Source organism: Halomonas sp. PAMB 3232, assembly GCF_031954225.1.
Taxonomy (GTDB): domain Bacteria; phylum Pseudomonadota; class Gammaproteobacteria; order Pseudomonadales; family Halomonadaceae; genus Vreelandella.
Window position 1 is genome coordinate 1,251,326 of sequence record NZ_CP134865.1, and the last position, 16,431, is coordinate 1,267,756.

Below are 16,431 nucleotides of genomic sequence, written 5' to 3' on the forward strand. Positions count from 1 at the left end.
TACCCATGGAGCCGATAATGGCCCTGGCGATCGGGCTTTTGTACGCCACCGCCATTTTCATGATGCTTAGACGCTCGATCGTCAAGCTCGTCATCGGTTTGCTGCTGCTTTCCAATGCCGCAAATCTTTTGATCTTCACCGCGGCCGGGATGACCCGCGGTGCGCCGCCGCTGATTCCCGAGGGCATGTCCCAGCCGCTTGGCGAAGTGGCCGACCCGCTGCCTCAGGCGGTGGTGTTGACCGCCATCGTCATTGCGTTTGGCGTGCTGGCCTTCGCAGTGGTGCTGATCCGCCGCGCCTATGAGATCGTCAAGGCAGACGATCTGGACAAGATGAAGGATACCGATACGTGAGGCCCGAAGTCGCTCTGCCCGTTCTGCTGCCGCTGCTCTGTGGGGCGCTTTCGCTGCTGTTCTGGCGCTCGCGGCCGATGCAGCGCTTTTTGGCCGTGGCCGGTAACGCCGCGCTTTTGCTCGTCAGCCTGTGGCTGTTCGTGTCCGTACTGGAAGATGGCTACGTCACCATTCAGATGGGCAGCTGGCCGGCGCCGTTTGGCATTACATTGATTGCGGATATGCTGAGCGCGGTCATGATCCTCATGACCGGACTCATCGGTTTGGCTATGGGAATCTACTCGCTGGCCGCCACCGGCCACGGCCACGAGAAGTTCGGCTACTACCCGCTCATGCACCTGCTGCTGGCAGGGGTGGCCGGGGCGTTTCTGACCGGCGATATCTTCAATCTGTATGTCTGGTTCGAGGTCATGCTGGTGGCCTCTTTTGCGCTGTTGATTCTGGGCGGCGAACGCGCGCAGATGGAAGGGGCGATCAAGTACGTCACCCTTAACCTGCTGGCGTCGGTAATTTTCCTCACCGCGATCGGGCTTTTATACGGCAGCGTCGGCACGCTCAACATGGCGGATATCGCCGTACGTATGGAGCAGATGGAGCACACCGGCATGGTCGAGGTGCTGGCGGTGATGTTCATGGTTGCTTTCGGTATCAAGGCCGCCGCGTTTCCGCTCTTTTTCTGGCTGCCCGCCTCCTACCATACGCCGCCGGTGGCGGTCTCGGCGCTGTTTGCCGGCCTTCTGACCAAGGTGGGGGTGTATTCGCTTTTCCGCGTATTTACGCTGATTTTCGATCAAACCATGGGGTATCTGCAGGATATCCTGCTGTGGGGCGCGGTGTTCACCATGGTGACCGGCGTACTCGGCGCGGCGGCGCAGTACGAGTTTCGCCGTATTCTGTCGTTTCATATCGTCAGCCAGATCGGCTACATGATTCTGGGGTTGGCGATCTTCACTCCGCTGGCGATTGCCGGCGGGGTGTTGGCGATCGTGCATAACATCGTGGTGAAGACGAATCTCTTTTTGATCAGCGGTATTACCCATCGGCTGCAGGGCACCTATCAGCTCAAGAAGATGGGCGGCCTTTATCGCCAGTCGCCGGGGCTTGCCATCGCGTTTTTCGTCTCGGCGTTTTCGCTGGCCGGGGTGCCGCCGCTGTCCGGGTTTTTCGCCAAGTTCGTGCTCATTCGCGCGGGTTTCGAGGCCGAGGCCTACGTGGCCACGGGCATTGCGCTGGCGGTCGGGCTGATGACGCTCTACTCGATGGTGAAAATTTGGAACGAGGTGTTCTGGAAGGCGCTGCCCGAGGACAATCGGGTGCCCGAAGCGCCTACACCGGTGGGCGATGACGAGCGCCTCTTGAAGCCAGGTCTGTGGCTGATGTATCTGCCCGTGGTGGCGCTGGCGGCGGTGACCCTTTTGATTGGCGTGTTCGCCGAGCCGATCATGCGCGTAATGACGCTGATTGGCGAGCAGCTTTTCAACCCGGCGGGCTACGTAGAAGCAGTGCTGGGAAGTCCTGACGGCGCCGAGGCGAGCATCAATGAGCCGCTGGAGTCTGACGCCGAGCCTTCCGGCACCCTCGGGGAGGAGCTGCCATGACCGGTGCTATCTGGAACCTGCTGCTGGGTCTTGCCTGGGTGCTATTGAGCGGCGATTTTACCGGGCTGAACCTGTTGGTGGGGATGATCTTTGGCTATATCGCGCTGGTACTGATCGAGCACCAGGTGGACGCGCTCAAGGGCTACCCGGCGCGTATTCCGCGTATCCTTCGCTTTCTTGGCTTTTTCATCAAGGAGCTGATTCAGGCGAATCTCCGCGTTGCTTTCGACATCCTGACGCCGCCCTGGCACATGAAACCCGGCGTCATCGCCATGCCGCTGTCGGCGCGTACCGAAATGGAGATCACACTGGTGGCCAATCTGATCTCGCTGACGCCGGGGACGCTGAGTCTGGACGTCTCTGACGATCGCCGGGTGCTCTACATTCACGCCATGTTTCTGGATGACGAGGACGAGCTGCGGCGCAACCTCAAGGAAATGGAGCATCGCGCACTGGAGCTGTTTCGCTAATGAGTACCGTCATTTTAATTTGCCAGATCATCATGGGCCTGGCGCTGATGCTGACGTTCGTGCGGGTGGTGAGAGGCCCAAGCCTTCCCGACCGCGTGGTGGCGCTGGAGCTTTTTTCCACCACCGTCGTCGGGCTCGTCGGGGTGTACGCCGTGCAGTCGGGTGTCGCCAGCTTTCTGGACGCTGCCATCGTCATCGCACTGATGGGGTTTCTGGCCGCGATCGGCTTTGCCCGGTTTTTGGAACGAGGAGGGCCGCGGGATGATTGAGTTCATCAAGGGGGCGCTACTGCTCAGCGGCTCGCTGTTCATTTTGCTGGCCGCCATTGGCCTTTTGCGCCTGCCGGATTTGCTGACGCGCATGCACGCTACCACCAAGGCCGCCGCGCTTGGCGTCATACTGATCATGCTGGCCTCGGCCATGCACTTTGCCGAGGTGGGCGTGGTAGCGCGCTCCTTTGCCATCATCCTGTTCATTCTCATGACCGCGCCGGTCGCAGCTCACGTCATTGGGCGGGCAGGGTACTTCGTTGGGTCCAGACTTTGGAGCGGTACAGTCAAGGATGAGTTAAAGCCCAATTACGACCCGCTGACTCACGAGCTCAAAAGCGGCCTTGAAACCGAAGAGAACGCCAAACGACCGGCAAAGAGTGGGGATTCCGAGTAGTCAGGGTCAACCATCAAAAATTGTACCACTCGATTTTTAACGGTTTTAAAACAGTATTTTAATAACCTATGTTATTAAATAAGCCGCCTTCAACAGGGCGGCTTTTTTGTTTATAGCTGAAATGGCTTGCAAAAAAGGTGGTTGTTTAATGTACAATAATTGTATTGTATAAGATAATCTGTTCAGTAATTACGCTGTAAACGTTTTGAAACCCGTTACTGCTGCGCCCTGGAGTTGGTGAAAAGCCTACGAGGACCGCGTTCTATACTCGCGTTCATATCGTATCGAGGATGGACGCACAGCTGATGTGGAGCGCTAAAGCGGTTACTCCGCCCATGCACACCCAGCCAGCAAGGTACGCCAGGAGACTCTTGATGCAAGCTACTACCGATATTGTCTTGATAAACAATAGCCTAAGGGTATCAGACAATCCGTTATTGAGATTCGACTCCCGTCCCGATCAGCTTATTTGCCTTTTCGTACTCGACCAGCGCCTACTCGAGCCTGCTTTACCCGGAGAAGCGACGCCGCGACTGGGGCCTGCGAGGCTGCGGTTTTTATGGCAAAGCCTGATGGCGCTTCGTGGTGAGCTTCTACAGCGCGGTAGCGATTTGCTAGTGCGCATCGGCGAGCCCGCACAAATAGTTGTACAGCTTGCTAATCAATTCAGAGCGCGTCGCGTGCGGACGATGGAACACGCGGGCGTCGAAGAGTCTCGCTTGCTCGACCAAATCGATAACACGCTGCCCGACGAGACAGCGCTCGAGCGCATCGAAAGCGGCTATCTTTTTGATCGCGAGGAGCTTCCATTCGAGCTCGACGACATGCCCGGTAGTTTCTCGGCGTTTCGCCAGCGGATCGAAAAGCAGTGGTCGTTTGGCGAAGCGCTCGCCGCTCCCTATACGTTGCCTGGCTGGCCGGAAAACGCTTCGCGTGGTTTCCCACCGCTTAAAAAAGTGAGCGAAGAGAGCGCCTTCTGGCAGCCCGATGACCGCCAGGGGTTCAACTTCATTGGCGGCGAGGCCGCCGCGCGTGATCGCCTTCATGACTACTTCTGGCATATCAACGGTGCCGGGTCCTACAAAAAGACCCGCAATGGTCTTTTGGGTGACACCTTTTCAACGCGGTTTTCGCCCTGGCTTGCCTGTGGCTGTCTTTCCGCGCGACAGGTCTATGAAGAGGTCAAGGCCTGGGAGGCGGTCAACGGTGCCTGTGAGTCGAGCAAGTGGATCGTGTTCGAGCTGATGTGGCGCGACTATTTTCACCGCAATGCCCAAGTGGAAGGTCCCAAGCTGTTCGGGGAACAAGCGCTATCGAGGCCGTGTGAAAATTTCGACCGCTGGCGCGAAGCCAGAACCGGTGTGCCGTTCGTCGACGCTGCCATGCACGAGCTTAGCCATACTGGCTGGATTTCGAGCCGGTCGCGTCAGAACGTGGCAAGTTTTTTGGTCAGAGATCTGGGGGTCGACTGGCGCCTCGGGGCTCAGTGGTTCGAACACTGCCTGATCGATTATGACGCCGCCAACAACTGGGGTAACTGGAGTCATATTGCCGGTACTGGTCGCGATGGGCGCAAGGACCGTTATTTCAACGTTTTGAAGCAGGCCAAACAGTACGATCCGAAAGGCCTCTACGTAGCTCACTGGCTTCCCGAGCTCGATAACCTCGATTTTGGTGTCGATCGTCATCAGCCTTGGCGTAGCGATCCGCAAAGCTTCGACCCGCCTTGTGTCGAGCCGGAAGAGTGGGATCGCTGGCTGATGGATAGGCCATTATCGAGCAGCGCCGATAAGGGTGATACTTCCGATAAGGGTGATACTTCCATTCGGGTTAAAAGTCCGCTGGAGCGCCAAATTGCGCGCAACGATTCGAAAGTGTCGGCATCCGAGAGTGCGCGCCAGGCTTCCAGTCTATCGATCGAGGAGATCGAAGAGGCCGAAGAGTAGCGGCGGAGTGGCGTTGATGGAATCTAGCGGCCACGCTGGCAAGCCGTGCGTTTCCAGGCCATTATCAGTCTCTGCCAGGGATAGCCAAGAGATTGAAACCATGTCGTTGAAAACCAGTATGTTTGCAGGCTATCGGGGCGTTCAGCTCGGTGCCTTGAGTCTTGCGGCGGGCTTGGCGCTCGCCAGCCCCGCCTACGCCAATCTCGAGCTAATGAGCGAAGTGGACGCCCGCGGCGCCGAAGAGCTTCGCTATGCCAACTTCGAGCAGTGGCGCGATGAGTTTCGCCGATACGCGCGAAGCCAGGGGATCAGCGAAGCGACGCTGGCCTCGGCGTTCGACAACGTTCGCTATCGCGAGCGCGTCATCGAGCTCGACCGCTATCAGCCGGAGTTCGTGCGCCCGATTTGGCAGTATCTCGACTCTGCCGTATCCGATACGCGTGTCAGCAATGGCCGCGAAAAGCTTTCAGCGCACCGTCAAACCGCCGCCGAGATGCAGAGCCGCTTCGGCGTTCCGGCCGAAATCATCGTGGCGATCTGGGGGATCGAGAGTAACTACGGCAGTAACTTCGGCGATTTCTCGACGCTCGAGTCGCTCGCCACGCTGGCCTTCGACGGGCGGCGCCGCGATTTCGCCCGAGGCGAGCTTCTGGCCGCGCTTCGAATCATCGATGAAGGTGACATCACCGCCGAGCGTATGAAAGGCTCCTGGGCCGGGGCCATGGGCCACACCCAGTTCATTCCTTCGAGCTTCGAAGCCTACGCCGTCGATGGCGACAACGACGGCCACCGCGATATCTGGGGCAGTATTCCCGACGTCATGGCCTCCACCGCCAACTATCTTGCGAAGGCCAACTGGCAGCCGGGCCAGCCCTGGGGTCGCGAAGTCATGCTGCCCAATGATTTCGACTACGCCCAGACCGAGCGCCGGTCGACCCGCGAGTGGGCAAGCCAGGGCGTGCGCGCGGTCAGCGGGGAGCTTCCCGACTTTGATAGCGCAGCGATCATCGTGCCCGCCGGCGCCCAGGGGCCCGCCTTTCTGGTCGGCCCCAACTTTCGCTCCATTCTTCGTTATAACAACGCCACCAGCTACGCCCTCGCGGTGGGCACACTAGGCGACGCCATCGCCGGACGACCGGGCATTTCACAGGCCTGGCCGCGCGACGAGGCACCATTGACGCGCGACGATGTCAGAAGCCTTCAGCAGCGGCTCAACGCTGCCGGCTACGCCGTGGGCACGCCGGACGGTATCATGGGGCCCAACACGCAAAGCGGGCTGCGCGCCTTCCAGCGCGACCAGGGGCTGACGCCGGACGGCTTCGCCACGCAGTCGCTGCTCGAGCGCCTTCGTTAGCGCTCGATCCATCAACGAACGCCACTGTTTTTTCATCAGGGATGACTGTCAATGAGCAAGGCTTTTTCACACGTACTGGGGCTATGCGCGCTTTCCGGGGCACTCATTGCGAGTAGCGCCGTTTCGGCTGACGAGCGCAAGGTCTACGGCTGGGTCGAGAACGCGGTGATCGATCACTGGGATATCATGGTGAAGGCGAAGCTCGATAGCGGTGCGCTCACCTCATCGCTCGACGCCCGCGATATCGAAACCTTCGAAAAAGAGGGCGAGGAGTGGGTGCGCTTTCGCCTGCAGCTCGAAGACCAGGGCAGCGGCGACACCTTCAGCGATGAAATCGAGCGCCCGTTGCACCGCGAGCAGACCGTTCGCGGCGCCGGCGGCCGCGACGAGCGCCCGGTCGTGCTGCTCGACGTCTGCATGGGCGACACGGTCTACGAAGAGCAGTTTAGCCTTCGCGACCGCGAAGAGATGATCTACCCGATGCTCTTGGGTCGGCGCACCATCAGTCATTTGGGCCTGCTCGACGTGGAAAACACCTTCTTACAAGAACCCGAGTGCTCGGACGATTCCAACTACGTTGCCTTCGACCCCGAAGACGATCAGGACTAACAACCGCGTAGCGGCGCATCAAAAGCGCTTTGAGCAGATCAGAATAGCTTGAAGAAGTTAAAATAGTTTCGATAGCAGCGCCGTCACCGCGGTTTCGACCCGTAAAATGCGAGGGCCCAGATGAATGCCCTCGCAGCCCGCCTCCAGCAGCTTTTCCACTTCCCAGGGAATGAATCCGCCTTCGGGGCCGACCAGTAAAAGTGTGGGCTCGTCGACCTCGCGCGGGCAGGCGTTAGGCATGCCCGGGTGGGCCAACAGCCCGCGCCGGTCTTTTAGCAGTGCAGGAAGCTGATCTTCCAGAAAGGGCCTGAACCCCCGGCAGAGGGTGATCTCGGGCAGGATCGTGTCCTGGGTTTGCTCCAGCCCCAAAATGAAATGTTGGCGTATTTTATCCGGGTGAAGCTCCGGCGACTGCCAGTAGCTTTTCTCGACGCGGCTGGTATGCAGCAGCGTCAGCGCTTTGACCCCCAGCGCGGTCACGTGCTCGAGAGTGCGCGCGAGCATACGCGGGCGTGGCAATGCCAGCACCAGGTGCACGGGAAGTGCCGGGGGCGGTGGCTGGGTCAATGCGGGTACTTCGAACACCGCGCGCTGATCATCCAGCGCGGCCAGGCGTGCCCTGCCCACGCCTTCACCCAGCACGCCCACGGTAAAGGTATCGTCGACTTTCGCCCGATGAACGCGGATCAGGTGCTCGAGGCGCCTGGCGTCGGTCAGGGTGGCGCGGCGGTCGGCGTCGAGCTCGTCGGGGGCCAGTAGTATCAGGTTCATGTGGTTCGCTAAATACTCGTCAATGAAAGGTCTAGAGGCGGAGTTGACCGACTCGGCTTGCATGCGTGCGCGTTGCAGGCACAATACGGGCAACGGCGACAAAGCCTTTACCGCGTTTAAGGAGATGCGCTGTGCGCGTGATTCGCAAATATGCCAACCGGCGGCTGTACGATACGCAGCAAAGCCGCTATGTAACGCTTGAAGACCTGCGGCGGTTGATTATCGACGAAGCGCCTTTTCGCGTCGAGGATGCCAAAAGCGGTGAGGACTTAACGCGTACGATCCTGCTGTCGATCATCATCGAGCAGGAGCAGGCCGACAGCGATGCCGAAGTGTTCTCCAACGATCTGTTGGCTCAGCTCATTCGTGTCTACGATATGTCGTCGCCGCTGCCGCTGGCGCGCTACCTGGAGCAGGGCACGCAGCTGATGCTGCAACAGCAAAAGCGTATGCAGAACCAGTGGCAGCAGGCGCTCAAGAACTCGCCCATGGAGCTGATGCGCGAGCTGGCCGAAGAGAACATGCGTTTTTGGCAAAGCGCGCTCAACAAGCCCCACCCGACCGAGCCCTCAAAAGAAGACGACGATAGCAAGCCCTCGTGAGCAAAGGCGCTGCCGGGTCCGCCCACCGGGTGAACAGGTGTGGCATAATGCGCCCAGGTAACGCACCCGTTTGAGAAGGAAAGACATGAACGTTTTGATGATAGGTGGCGGCGGGCGCGAGCACGCCCTGGCGTGGAAGTTGGCGCAGTCGAGTCTGGTCGAGAAGGTGTTCGTCGCGCCGGGCAATGCAGGCACCGCCATTGAGCCTTCGCTTGAAAACGTGGCCATCGATGCCACCGATATCGACGCGCTTGTAGCCTTTGCCCAGCGCGAGAACATCGGGCTGACCGTCGTTGGCCCCGAGGCGCCGCTGGTGCTGGGCGTGGTCGACCGCTTTCAGGCGGCGGGGCTTGCCATCTTTGGGCCCACCCAGGCGGCGGCTCAGCTCGAGGGCTCCAAATCCTTTACCAAGGATTTTCTTGCCCGCCATCAGATTCCCACGGCGGCCTATCAGACCTTCACTCGGGTAGACGCAGCGCTTGAGTATTTGGACGAGGTCGGCGCGCCCATCGTGATCAAGGCCGACGGCCTGGCCGCGGGCAAGGGCGTGATCGTTGCGATGAGCGAGGCCGAGGCCGAGGCCGCCATTCGCGATATGCTCGAAGCCAACGCCTTTGGCGATGCCGGGGCGCGGGTGGTCATCGAGGAGTTCCTCGAAGGCGAGGAGGCGAGCTTCATCGTCATGGTCGACGGCGACAATGTCGTGCCCATGGCGACCAGCCAGGATCACAAGCGCGCTTTTGATGGCGACACCGGCCCCAATACCGGCGGCATGGGCGCCTACTCGCCGGCGCCGGTAGTGACCCCAGAGGTCGATGCTAGGATCATGGAGCAGGTGATACTGCCCACGGTGCGCGGCATGCGCGACGAAGGCAACGCCTATACCGGCTTTTTGTACGCGGGGCTGATGATCGACGAGGCGGGCAACCCCAAAGTGATCGAGTACAACTGTCGTTTTGGTGACCCGGAAACCCAGCCGATCATGATGCGCCTGACCTCCGATTTCGCCGCGCTCTGCCTGGCCGGCGCCCAGGGCGAGCTTGCCGGCCTTACCTGCGAGTGGGATTCCCGCGCTGCGGTCGGTGTGGTCATGGCCGCCGGCGGCTATCCCGGTAGCTATGCAAAGGGCGATACCATCGAGGGCCTGACGGCAGCCGAAGCGCAGCGCTGTAGGGTGTTTCACGCCGGTACCGCGCAAGACGATGAGGGGAATACCGTGACCGCCGGTGGGCGCGTGCTGTGCGTGACCGCGCTTGGCGACAGCGTGCTGGAGGCCCAGGCCCAGGCGTATCTGGGCGTAGAGAAAATACGCTGGGCCGGCGCAGAGTACCGGCGCGATATTGCGCACCGGGCGATTGCGCGCGAGCAGTCACTTTAACCAAAGGCTTTTTCCATTACAGGTTTGTTCATTAAAGGCTTGGCCGGGAGGCGGGTATGGAGCGCGTAACGCTGGAATTCCCTGAGGCGATGATCGTTCATCGCCACCCCCTGTCGGTGCGCATCACGGACATGAACTATGGGCGCCACCTGGCTCATGACGCCGTGGTGACGCTGCTGGCGGAAGCGCGGGCGCAGGCCTTTGCCGCGCTCTCCTGCCCGGAGTGGGATATGGGCGGCTACCCAAGCGTGGTCGCGGATTTGAGCGTGACGTTTCAGCGTGAAGCCCGCTTTCCCGACGCGCTCGTCATCGAGACCGCGGTGCCCGACCCCGAGGGCAAGGCGCTGGTCGTTTATCATCGAATACTGAACCACCGTCAGGAACCGGTGGCGACGGCGCGGGTCACGCTGCTATTGATCGATACGACGGCGCGCAAGCCCGTGGCCATCCCTTCCGAGCTTACCCGCGCGCTTGACGCCGCTCGAGGTGATTGATGTCGCGTGAATATCCCATCATTGCCGTGACCGGCTCGTCCGGGGCGGGCACTACCACGGTGCGGCGAAGCTTCGAGCGCATGTTTCTGCGCGAGGACGTGCACGCCGCGGTCGTGGATGGCGACGCCTTTCACCGCTATACCCGCGAGGATCTGCAGCGCATCTTTCGTGAAGAACCGGAGCGCAAGGATGAGCTTTCCCACTTCGCCGTCGAGGCCAATCTGCTCGACCGGCTCGAGGGGCTTTTTGCCGAGTACGGCGAGCACGGTTCGGGCACGTTTCGCCACTATATCCACGCCGAGGACAAGCAGAAGATCGAAGCCGGCTACCGCGTGGGCACCTTCACCGAGTGGCAGTCGCTGCCCTGCGGCACGGATCTGCTCTTTTATGAGGGCCTTCACGGCGGACTGGTCACGCCGGAGTACGACATCGCCCGCCACGCGGATCTTTTGATCGGCGTGGCCCCCACCATGAATCTTGAGTGGATTCAAAAGATCGACCGCGACACCAAGCTTCGAGGCTACTCCCAGGAAGCGGTGATCGATACGATTCTCGGGCGCATGGACGATTACGTGCGCTATATTCAGCCGCAGTTCTCACGTACGCACATCAACTTTCAGCGCGTGCCCACCGTGGATACCTCCAACCCCTTCGAGGTGCAGGACATTCCGACGGACGCGGAGTCTTTTGTCGTGATTCGCTTTCGCGACCCCTCCACGGTGGATTTTCCCTGGCTTCTGGCCATGATCAAGGATGCGTTCATGACGCGTCCGCACACGCTGGTCGTTCCCGGGGCGAGGCTTTCGCTGGCCATGGAGCTGATTCTGGCGCCGCTGGTGCGCCATTTGCTCGCCCAGCGCCGCTTTCGCTAGAGTAGAGGCCAAACGCCGCTCGCCGTGGCCTTTCACTGACCGTTTAGAGTCGCCGTTTCACCGACAGGAGCCTGCCATGGAGTGTCTTTTCTGCAAGATCATCAACCGCGAAATTCCCGCCGATATCGTTTATGAGGACGAGCACGTACTGGCGTTCAACGATATCGACCCCAAGGCGCCGACGCACCAGCTCATCATTCCCAAGCAGCACATCGCTACGCTCAACGATATCGAGCCCGAGCACCTGGCCGTCGTCGGCCGGCTGCAGTACACCGCCGCGCGCCTGGCCAAAGAGCAGGGCTTTGCCGAGGACGGCTATCGCGTGGTGATGAACTGTAACGGCATGGGCGGACAAACGGTCTATCATATCCACATGCATTTGATGGGCGGTCGCCAGTTCACCTGGCCGGCCGGCTGAGTCTGACTGTCGGACAATCGAGGTTACCGTGATGCGCGAACGCCACTTGAGCCGCTCGGATCGCTTTATTTCGCACATCGATAGCGCTTTGCGCACGCTGATCCCCAATACCCGGGGTGCGCAGCGGGTCAATCCCAGCGCGAGCATGGCGGAGTCCGAGCTCGGTGAGCTCGAGCGCCGTCACGCGGCGAGCACCCTGCGCGTGCTGCATGTGGCCACCGCCGGCGTGCAGGGGCTTTGCCAGGGGCAGGTGGGGCTGGTCATGCTGCCCCGTGCGCGTCAGCAGATCGACCACTCCCAGCGCGAAGCCACCGATCATCTGGCCTGGTGCCAGCAGCGCCTGGAGCAGCTCGAAAGCCGCACCAGCTACTTCACGCCGGTTTATTACGGGGCCGGGGTAGGGCTTGGCATCGTGACCGGGCTGATCAACGACCGCTTCGGGCTGGGCGTGGTCGCGGCGACCAAGGAGCTCATCGGCCGTCAGGTGAGTGAGCAGATGAACTATCTACCCGCGGATGACCAGCGTTCGCGCACGCTGCTGCGCCAGGTCGTATCGGATAATACGCACCACGCGCAGCTGGCGCTGGAAGCGGGCGGCATGCGCTTTCCCGCGCCGATCAAGTGGGGGATGGGGCTGCTGGGCGGGGCGTCGTTGAAAAAGGCGCGCTATACCTGAACCCGATTACTGGGCGTTCGTGCCTGCGCCCGCACCATGAAAAGGTGTGGTCGGTAATATTGTTCGACCGCGCATAAAAAAGCCCCTCGCGAGGGGCTTTTTTGCGTCGGGCTTTTGTATTTTCAGCCTTAAGCGTCGATGCGCTTGTACTTCATGCGCTTGGGCGTGTCGTTGCCCACCCGTTTTTTGTGATCCTCCTCGTAGTCGGTGTAGTTACCATCGAAGAAGACCACTTCCGACTCGCCTTCGAAAGCGAGAATGTGGGTGGCGATCCGGTCCAAAAACCAGCGGTCGTGAGAGATCACGATCGCGCAGCCCGGAAACGCAAGGAGCGCTTCTTCCAGCGCGCGCAGGGTCTCGATATCCAGGTCGTTCGACGGCTCATCGAGCAGCAGCACGTTCGCACCCTGTTTGAGCGTTTGCGCCAGCTGCAAACGACCACGCTCGCCGCCGGAGAGCTCGTCGAGGCGTTTCTGCTGGTCGTTGCCCTTGAAGTTGAAGCGGCCCACGTAGGCGCGCGACGACACTTCGTAGCCGTTGATATTGAGAATGTCCTGACCGCCGGACACCGCTTCCCAGACGGTCTGCTTGTCGTCCAGGGCGTCACGCAGCTGCTCGACGTAGGCGATATCGACGGTGTCGCCGATGACGACGTCGCCCTCGTCCGGCTGCTCCTGGCCTGTGATCAGCTTGAACAGCGTCGACTTACCCGCACCGTTGCCGCCCACGATGCCGATGATGGCGCCGGGCGGTACGCTAAAGGAGAGATCCTGATAAAGCAGCTTGTCGTCGAAGCGCTTGGTCACGTTGTGGAATTCGATGACCTTGTCGCCCAGGCGCGGCCCCGGCGGAATGTAGATCTCGTTGGTCTCGTTGCGCTTTTGGAAATCGCCGGACTGCATCTCCTCGAAGCGATTGAGGCGCGCCTTGCTCTTGGCCTGGCGGCCCTTGGTGTTGCTGCGTACCCACTCGAGCTCCTGCTTGATCGCCTTTTGACGCGAGGCTTCCTGCTTGGCTTCCTGGGTCAGGCGCTGCTCTTTTTGCTCGAGCCACTGCGAGTAGTTGCCCTCGAAGGGGATTCCCTGGCCGCGGTCGAGCTCGAGAATCCAGCCGGCGACGTTGTCGAGGAAGTAGCGGTCGTGGGTGATCGCCACCACGGTGCCGCTGTAGTCGTGCAAAAAGCGCTCGAGCCACGCCACGGACTCGGCGTCCAGGTGGTTGGTCGGTTCGTCGAGCAGCAGCATGTCCGGGTTGGAGAGCAGCAGCCGGCAAAGCGCGACGCGGCGACGCTCGCCCCCGGAAAGATGCCCGACCCGGGCGTCCCAGGGCGGCAGGCGCAGCGCGTCGGCGGCGACCTCGAGCTTGCGCTCGATATTGTGGGCATCGGCGGCCTCGATGATGTTCTCAAGGCGCGCCTGCTCGCTTGCCAGCGCGTCGAAGTCCGCATCGGGCTCGGCGTAGGCGGCGTAGACCGCGTCGAGCTTCTCCTGGGCGGCTTTTAGCTCGCCCAGCGCCTCTTCGACGGTCTCGCGAACGTTTTTCTCATCGTCCAGCTGCGGTTCCTGGGGCAAGTAGCCCACGTTGATGCCGGGCATCGGGCGAGCTTCACCTTCAAACTCCGTATCGACACCGGCCATAATGCGCAGCAGTGTGGACTTACCCGCGCCGTTGAGACCCAGTACGCCAATCTTGGCGCCGGGGAAGAACGACAGGGAAATATCCTTGAGAATTTGCTTTTTGGGCGGCACGACCTTGCCAACCCGGTTCATGGTGAATACGTATTGCGCCATGGAAATCCGTTAGGTTGTTGAGAGTGGTGTCAGAAGCGACGTGGGCCTAGATGATAGTGCCCAGAACGCGCAAAGGCCAGAAAGCGAGGCGATGAGTGGAGGCGGCAGAACCGGCAAGGCCGAGCCTGGCGGCAAAGCGCGTTAAAAGAGGCGTCGTTGAGCGCTACTCTTCTTCATCCCAATCGTCCTCGATGGCGCGTTTGAGGCTGCGCTCCTCGAGCCACGCTTCCACCTGGCGGCGGGCACGCAGGGTGTCGGACTTGCTCGCTTTTTGCTTGCTATAGGCGTCGTCATTGACCGCGTCGAGGCTTTCGAACTCATCGACTTCGAGCGTCGAGGCGGCGAAGGAATCGCGATTCAGGGGGTCACGGCTCATGAGAGGCCCTCCAACCCAAGCCGGCGCACCGGCATTGTAACGGCTTGGCCTGGTCATTCGGCCAAGCGCCCAAGCGCGACGTTTGCGCTTAGGCGCTATATAGCGCCGCTTGGGTCGAAGTTCAAGCTTTAAATGTCGGTAACATCGATCAGGCGCTTTCGTGCTTTTTTTGAAGATCAGAAAGGGCGATCTGTGCCTCGACGCGTTCGGTTACGTCCTTTTGTACGCCAACGCAGTACATCAGGTTATCGCTTTCATCATAGACCGGTGTGATGGAGAGCTCGTTCCAGAACATGGTGCCGTCCTTGCGATAGTTGCGGAGCACTTCGCGGGAGGGGCGGCCGCTACTGATCGCTTCGCGAATGTTATCGAGGGCGTCCTGGTCGCGATCATCGTTTTGGAGAAAACGGCAGTCGCGATAAAGAATTTCGTCGGCGGTGTAGCCGGTCAAGCGTTCAAACCCTTTGTTGACGTAGATGAGAATGTTTTCATCGCCTTCCTGTTCGGAGACGACGATACCGTCGTCCGAGGCGTCGACGATCCGTTCGAGGAGCTCGGGGTTGATGAGAGGAGATCGTTTCATAAAAGGGTTCCTGTTGCTTGTCGCTCATCCGTTGCCATGGCGCTGTGCATCAGCACGGACAACAACGGTGTATAAACACTTCAACCAGCATTAACATAGGCAGCTACGTACGCGCTGGCAAATTATCTCGCTCGATCCACGTACTTGCACGCCTCGTCACTCTACTTCAGGCAGCCGATAGGCGCTGAGTAGCGCAAAAAATGCCGTCACCGCCAGTATCAGCAAAAGCCAGGCGCTGCCCAGCCACTGCGATAATGCTCCCACCACGCCGCCCACGGCCAGCATCAGGATACCCGTCAGCGTGTTGGAAAGCGCGACATAAAGCGCCCGGTTGTCCTGAGTGGCGATATCGACCAGGTAGGTCTTGCGACCAAGTCGCACGCCGTGGTGCACGATCGTCAACAGGGCGTACACCAGAGCGTAGGGCACGACGCTTTGCGCCCACTGGTCGGGAAGCTGGATCAAACTTGCGCCCAATACACAGCAAGCCGTGGTGCCCAGCGCGGCGTAGCACATGACGCGGCGGCTGGACTGGTCGGCCAGTTTACCCCAAATCGGGCTTGCGACCATGGCGGCAAGCCCCGACACCACCACCAATAGCCCAAGATTGCTCAGATCATCGCCACTTTGCTGCTGGCCAAGTAGCGCAAGGTAGGGAAGCGCCAGGGCGCTCGATAGAAGGAGTGCGCGCGACACGTTGAAGTGTAAAAAGGCGCGATCGCTTTTGAGAAGCGATACCCCCGTCTTGATGCTGCTCCAGGCGTTTTCCCCGCCTTCGACCGCGCCGGGTTCTTCCTTGATGCGTGCCACGCAAAACGCGTTGAGCAGCCAGCCGAGCGCGGCCACGCCTAAAAGCGCCGCCAGTGCCCACTCGCCCGGGCGATTCCCCATCAGTACGAGCACGCCGCCCGCCACCAGCGTGGCCGCGCCGGCGATGCTGCCGCTGTAGCCCATTAGCGTTCCGCGGCGGCGCTTGGCGATGGTCTTGCCCATCACGTCCTTGGTGGCGATGGAAGAGACGCCCCGCGAAAGCGAAAGCAGCACAAGAGCCGCCAGTACCAACGCACCGCCAAACGTGCTTTCACCCCAAAGTGCGAGCAATGCCAAACAGCCGGCACAGACTGCTTGCAGCAGGGCGCCGGCGACCCACACCCATTTGCGCTGGGGTTTGGGGCGAATGAAACCGGCCACGAAAATCTGGGGCAGCAGGGCGCCGGCTTCGCGAATCGGTACCAGCAAACCTACCATCCAGACCGGCGCACCGATCAGCCCCATCAGCCAGGGCAGCACCAGGCGAGCGCTGGAAAGCTCGTCGGCGAGCTTGTTGCCCAGCGCGGCAAACAGATGCAAGAAGAAGTTACGCGGCTGCTCCTTGCACGCCTGCTCCGGAATGTCTTCGCACATCCGGCTGTCGTCATCGCCGGTCAGCCGTTCGAACAAGCGGGTCTGGGAAATGGGCGACTCGGCCATCTCGA

At 60.6% G+C, this 16,431-nt stretch carries 19 protein-coding genes; 14 read left to right on the forward strand and 5 right to left on the reverse strand.

Going from position 1 to position 16,431, the window contains the following annotated elements:
* Positions 1-5: 5 nt before the first annotated feature.
* The 8 genes from RN346_RS05825 (at position 6) to RN346_RS05860 (ending at position 6,996) form a co-directional block, all read left to right on the forward strand.
* The gene (locus RN346_RS05825) at positions 6-353 is read left to right on the forward strand and encodes a Na+/H+ antiporter subunit C (protein ID WP_263584561.1); all 348 of its coding nucleotides are present in this window, start codon (positions 6-8) and stop codon (positions 351-353) included.
* Positions 350-1,951 carry a Na+/H+ antiporter subunit D gene (locus tag RN346_RS05830; protein ID WP_311962427.1) on the forward strand — a complete coding sequence of 534 codons (1,602 nt, stop codon included), beginning with the start codon at positions 350-352 and terminating at the stop codon, positions 1,949-1,951. Before RN346_RS05825 ends, RN346_RS05830 begins: the two co-directional genes overlap by 4 nt.
* Positions 1,948-2,421, forward strand: coding sequence for a Na+/H+ antiporter subunit E (locus tag RN346_RS05835; RefSeq protein ID WP_263584559.1), 474 nt, complete (start codon positions 1,948-1,950; stop codon positions 2,419-2,421). Before RN346_RS05830 ends, RN346_RS05835 begins: the two co-directional genes overlap by 4 nt.
* Complete coding sequence (locus RN346_RS05840) at positions 2,421-2,690, forward strand: cation:proton antiporter (RefSeq protein ID WP_263584558.1); 270 nt, start codon at positions 2,421-2,423, stop codon at positions 2,688-2,690. Before RN346_RS05835 ends, RN346_RS05840 begins: the two co-directional genes overlap by 1 nt.
* Positions 2,683-3,087, forward strand: a complete 405-nt coding sequence (gene mnhG / locus RN346_RS05845) for a monovalent cation/H(+) antiporter subunit G (RefSeq protein WP_263584557.1) — start codon at positions 2,683-2,685, stop codon at positions 3,085-3,087. Before RN346_RS05840 ends, mnhG begins: the two co-directional genes overlap by 8 nt.
* A gap of 374 nt (positions 3,088-3,461) precedes the next feature.
* Complete coding sequence (locus tag RN346_RS05850; RefSeq protein WP_311962693.1) at positions 3,462-5,033, forward strand: DASH family cryptochrome; 1,572 nt, start codon at positions 3,462-3,464, stop codon at positions 5,031-5,033.
* A 100-nt stretch (positions 5,034-5,133) separates the two neighbouring features.
* Positions 5,134-6,387 carry a lytic murein transglycosylase gene (locus RN346_RS05855; RefSeq protein ID WP_263584555.1) on the forward strand — a complete coding sequence of 418 codons (1,254 nt, stop codon included), beginning with the start codon at positions 5,134-5,136 and terminating at the stop codon, positions 6,385-6,387.
* 51 nt (positions 6,388-6,438) lie between these two features.
* Positions 6,439-6,996 (forward strand): ATP-dependent zinc protease, encoded by a 558-nt coding sequence (locus tag RN346_RS05860; protein ID WP_263584554.1) that lies wholly within the window; start codon positions 6,439-6,441, stop codon positions 6,994-6,996.
* Between the two features lie 57 nt (positions 6,997-7,053).
* Here RN346_RS05860 and RN346_RS05865 read toward each other — a convergent pair whose 3' ends face one another.
* Positions 7,054-7,767: a 16S rRNA (uracil(1498)-N(3))-methyltransferase gene (locus RN346_RS05865; RefSeq protein WP_311962428.1), complete on the reverse strand. Its 714-nt coding sequence runs from the start codon at positions 7,765-7,767 to the stop codon at positions 7,054-7,056.
* Positions 7,768-7,898: 131 nt separating this feature from the next.
* Between RN346_RS05865 and phaR the strand changes: the two genes are divergently transcribed.
* The 6 genes from phaR (at position 7,899) to RN346_RS05895 (ending at position 12,207) form a co-directional block, all read left to right on the forward strand.
* Complete coding sequence (gene phaR, locus RN346_RS05870; RefSeq protein ID WP_263584552.1) at positions 7,899-8,369, forward strand: polyhydroxyalkanoate synthesis repressor PhaR; 471 nt, start codon at positions 7,899-7,901, stop codon at positions 8,367-8,369.
* Between the two features lie 85 nt (positions 8,370-8,454).
* Positions 8,455-9,747, forward strand: a complete 1,293-nt coding sequence (gene purD / locus RN346_RS05875; RefSeq protein ID WP_311962429.1) for a phosphoribosylamine--glycine ligase — start codon at positions 8,455-8,457, stop codon at positions 9,745-9,747.
* A gap of 56 nt (positions 9,748-9,803) precedes the next feature.
* Complete coding sequence (locus tag RN346_RS05880; protein ID WP_311962430.1) at positions 9,804-10,241, forward strand: thioesterase family protein; 438 nt, start codon at positions 9,804-9,806, stop codon at positions 10,239-10,241.
* A complete protein-coding gene (locus RN346_RS05885; RefSeq protein ID WP_263584549.1) occupies positions 10,241-11,113 on the forward strand; it encodes a phosphoribulokinase in 873 nt (290 codons plus the stop codon). Before RN346_RS05880 ends, RN346_RS05885 begins: the two co-directional genes overlap by 1 nt.
* 76 nt (positions 11,114-11,189) lie before the next feature.
* Positions 11,190-11,531, forward strand: coding sequence for a histidine triad nucleotide-binding protein (locus RN346_RS05890; protein WP_263584548.1), 342 nt, complete (start codon positions 11,190-11,192; stop codon positions 11,529-11,531).
* 31 nt (positions 11,532-11,562) lie between these two features.
* A complete protein-coding gene (locus tag RN346_RS05895; protein WP_263584547.1) occupies positions 11,563-12,207 on the forward strand; it encodes a demethoxyubiquinone hydroxylase family protein in 645 nt (214 codons plus the stop codon).
* A gap of 128 nt (positions 12,208-12,335) precedes the next feature.
* On the opposite strand, the gene ettA is transcribed toward RN346_RS05895, so the two are convergent.
* The 4 genes from ettA to RN346_RS05915 form a co-directional block, all read right to left on the reverse strand.
* Positions 12,336-13,997 carry an energy-dependent translational throttle protein EttA gene (gene ettA, locus RN346_RS05900; protein WP_311962431.1) on the reverse strand — a complete coding sequence of 554 codons (1,662 nt, stop codon included), beginning with the start codon at positions 13,995-13,997 and terminating at the stop codon, positions 12,336-12,338.
* Between the two features lie 163 nt (positions 13,998-14,160).
* The gene (locus RN346_RS05905; protein WP_263584545.1) at positions 14,161-14,373 is read right to left on the reverse strand and encodes a PA3496 family putative envelope integrity protein; all 213 of its coding nucleotides are present in this window, start codon (positions 14,371-14,373) and stop codon (positions 14,161-14,163) included.
* 148 nt (positions 14,374-14,521) lie between these two features.
* Positions 14,522-14,956 carry a PAS domain-containing protein gene (locus RN346_RS05910; protein ID WP_263584544.1) on the reverse strand — a complete coding sequence of 145 codons (435 nt, stop codon included), beginning with the start codon at positions 14,954-14,956 and terminating at the stop codon, positions 14,522-14,524.
* A gap of 156 nt (positions 14,957-15,112) precedes the next feature.
* Positions 15,113-16,426, reverse strand: coding sequence for an MFS transporter (locus RN346_RS05915; RefSeq protein ID WP_311962432.1), 1,314 nt, complete (start codon positions 16,424-16,426; stop codon positions 15,113-15,115).
* Between the last annotated feature and the right edge of the window lie 5 nt (positions 16,427-16,431).

What these genes read in the sequence shown, in the direction of transcription:
- RN346_RS05855 (WP_263584555.1), top strand. Translation starts at nt 5,134, where the DNA reads ATGTCGTTGAAAACCAGTATGTTTGCAGGCTATCGGGGCGTTCAGCTC.
- RN346_RS05825 (WP_263584561.1), top strand. Translation starts at nt 6, where the DNA reads ATGGAGCCGATAATGGCCCTGGCGATCGGGCTTTTGTACGCCACCGCC.
- RN346_RS05835 (WP_263584559.1), top strand. Translation starts at nt 1,948, where the DNA reads ATGACCGGTGCTATCTGGAACCTGCTGCTGGGTCTTGCCTGGGTGCTA.
- ettA (WP_311962431.1), bottom strand. Translation starts at nt 13,997, where the DNA reads ATGGCGCAATACGTATTCACCATGAACCGGGTTGGCAAGGTCGTGCCG.
- RN346_RS05860 (WP_263584554.1), top strand. Translation starts at nt 6,439, where the DNA reads ATGAGCAAGGCTTTTTCACACGTACTGGGGCTATGCGCGCTTTCCGGG.
- RN346_RS05840 (WP_263584558.1), top strand. Translation starts at nt 2,421, where the DNA reads ATGAGTACCGTCATTTTAATTTGCCAGATCATCATGGGCCTGGCGCTG.
- RN346_RS05865 (WP_311962428.1), bottom strand. Translation starts at nt 7,767, where the DNA reads ATGAACCTGATACTACTGGCCCCCGACGAGCTCGACGCCGACCGCCGC.
- RN346_RS05885 (WP_263584549.1), top strand. Translation starts at nt 10,241, where the DNA reads ATGTCGCGTGAATATCCCATCATTGCCGTGACCGGCTCGTCCGGGGCG.
- RN346_RS05910 (WP_263584544.1), bottom strand. Translation starts at nt 14,956, where the DNA reads ATGAAACGATCTCCTCTCATCAACCCCGAGCTCCTCGAACGGATCGTC.
- RN346_RS05890 (WP_263584548.1), top strand. Translation starts at nt 11,190, where the DNA reads ATGGAGTGTCTTTTCTGCAAGATCATCAACCGCGAAATTCCCGCCGAT.
- RN346_RS05880 (WP_311962430.1), top strand. Translation starts at nt 9,804, where the DNA reads ATGGAGCGCGTAACGCTGGAATTCCCTGAGGCGATGATCGTTCATCGC.
- mnhG (WP_263584557.1), top strand. Translation starts at nt 2,683, where the DNA reads ATGATTGAGTTCATCAAGGGGGCGCTACTGCTCAGCGGCTCGCTGTTC.
- RN346_RS05895 (WP_263584547.1), top strand. Translation starts at nt 11,563, where the DNA reads ATGCGCGAACGCCACTTGAGCCGCTCGGATCGCTTTATTTCGCACATC.
- RN346_RS05850 (WP_311962693.1), top strand. Translation starts at nt 3,462, where the DNA reads ATGCAAGCTACTACCGATATTGTCTTGATAAACAATAGCCTAAGGGTA.
- RN346_RS05905 (WP_263584545.1), bottom strand. Translation starts at nt 14,373, where the DNA reads ATGAGCCGTGACCCCCTGAATCGCGATTCCTTCGCCGCCTCGACGCTC.
- purD (WP_311962429.1), top strand. Translation starts at nt 8,455, where the DNA reads ATGAACGTTTTGATGATAGGTGGCGGCGGGCGCGAGCACGCCCTGGCG.
- RN346_RS05915 (WP_311962432.1), bottom strand. Translation starts at nt 16,426, where the DNA reads ATGGCCGAGTCGCCCATTTCCCAGACCCGCTTGTTCGAACGGCTGACC.